Raw genomic sequence first — 1,418 nt, forward strand, 5'->3', positions numbered from 1 at the left:
CCGACATGACTGTGCTTCGCCGCCTTGACCACGAAGTTGCCGGGCATGCCCAGCTCGATGTTGCCGCCCTTGAGGGTCAGGTAGGCGCCGCCGCACATCAGGGTGATGTGCTCCTTCGCGGTGACCAGCACGTGCTGCTGGCTGGCGCTGACCTCCACGCTCTGCTCGGCCTCCAGGCGGATGTCGTTCTTCTGCGCCTGCAGCAGCATCGGCCCCTGGTGGGTGATCTGGCGCAGCTCGCCGCCCTGGGCGAACAGGCCGATGTCGCTGCCGGCGTTGATCACCACCTTCTGCCCGGCGGTCACCTGCTGGTTCTGCCGGGCCACGCTGTCGACGTGCTCGCCGGCGGCCAGGGTCAGGCTCGTCGGCGTCGCCGCGGCGATCCCTGCCGGACCGCTCAAGGCGATCGCTGGCTTGCCTCCGTTGCTCTTGCCGGACTCGTCGTTGGCACCGTGGCCGAGGTCGCGCACGGCTTCCTGGAGGGTTTGCTGCGGCGCCGCGTCGTGCCCCACGCCCTGGTGCTCCCCGGCGTAGTCGCCCAGCTCGCGGGCCAGCTCCAGCGCCGCCTCCAGCACCTGCACCACGACGCCTCGGTCGAGATGGCCGGCGCCGGCCCTGAGCTGCTCCTCGGTGCTCAGCAGCAGCCCCTTGGCCGCACGCACCGCGCCATGTTCGTCGGTGCGCAGTTCGAAGCCCTCGCCGCGTGGCTTGCCGCCTTCGGGCCGAGGATGGGTCAGGTAGCCCAGGTGCAGCGCGCTGGCACCGTGGTCGCTCATCAGCGCCGCACTGATCTGCGCCGTGGTGTCGTCGATGCGCAGCTCGTTGGCCCGACTGCCCTTGTACTCCTTGCTCTTGATGGTGCTGAGGATCTTGTGGTCGGGCAGCGCGTAGGGTGGTCGGTTGGTCGCCCGGTAGGTGCGCCCGGTGACGATCGGCTGGTCGCAGTCGCCGTCCAGGTAATCGACGATCACCTCCTGGCCAATCCGCGGGATCGCCATGTTTCCCCAGTCGGCACCCGCCCAGTTCTGCGCGACCCGTATCCAGCAGGTACTGAACTCATCGTGACGTCCCTCGCGATCCCAGGGGAACTGGACTTTCACCCGCCCCCACTCGTCGCAATGGATCTCTTCCCCTGCCGGGCCGACTACCGTCGCGATCTGCGGACCATCGATACGCGGCCGAGGCAGCGGTGCGGGACGCCATTCGACGTCCTCGGGCACCAGTTCGGCGCGCAGGTCGTAGCTCACCCCCAGAGGGGCGTCGGCGGACTCTTCCTCCTGGCCGGCATACTGGGTGCCGCGATGGACCACCCGTACCGGCCGCCACCAGGCGTTGAAGTCGGCACGCGGATGACCTTCCAGGGCAAAGGCGTGGCCCGGGATCAGCCGCGGGTCGTCGCCGCTGACCGATGCCACCCG

1 protein-coding gene is annotated in these 1,418 nt (G+C 69.3%); it reads right to left on the minus strand.

What is annotated here, in order from left to right:
• Positions 1-1,418: type VI secretion system spike protein VgrG2a (locus HMPREF2581_RS18210; RefSeq protein ID WP_139181912.1), on the minus strand; the 1,418-nt coding region annotated here is incomplete at both ends.

The organism is Pseudomonas sp. HMSC057H01 (assembly GCF_001836405.1).
GTDB lineage: Bacteria > Pseudomonadota > Gammaproteobacteria > Pseudomonadales > Pseudomonadaceae > Pseudomonas > Pseudomonas aeruginosa.